General features: G+C 44.8%; 1 protein-coding gene. It reads right to left on the bottom strand.

The features are described from left to right. Positions 1-259, bottom strand: a 259-nt coding sequence (locus SB775_RS31050) for a TetR-type transcription factor C-terminal domain-containing protein (protein WP_410865119.1), incomplete at both ends; no start/stop codon positions are given.

The raw sequence follows: 259 nt of genomic DNA, 5'->3' as shown, positions 1-259 counted from the left end.
CATCGCATCACGCTTTAATACGGAGTGCAGCACCATATCCGCGTAAATATCAGCAATCTGTTCGATTGAATATGTACCTGACTTTTGATACCACTTATAAATCCAGTTGACCATTCCAAAAATCGCCATGGATACAATCGGAACAGGCAGCTCGGGGCGGAATTCACCTGAGGCGATACCGTCCTGAATAACCGTAAACATGATTTGTTTGTCGCGATCCCTTTTGACCTCTATATCCTTGAAGTACTCTGGAGAGAGG

The sequence above is a fragment of the Peribacillus sp. SIMBA_075 genome (genome assembly GCF_046534585.1).
The sequence above is the reverse complement of the archived record's forward strand: the minus strand, read 5'-3'. Positions and strand labels throughout refer to the sequence as shown.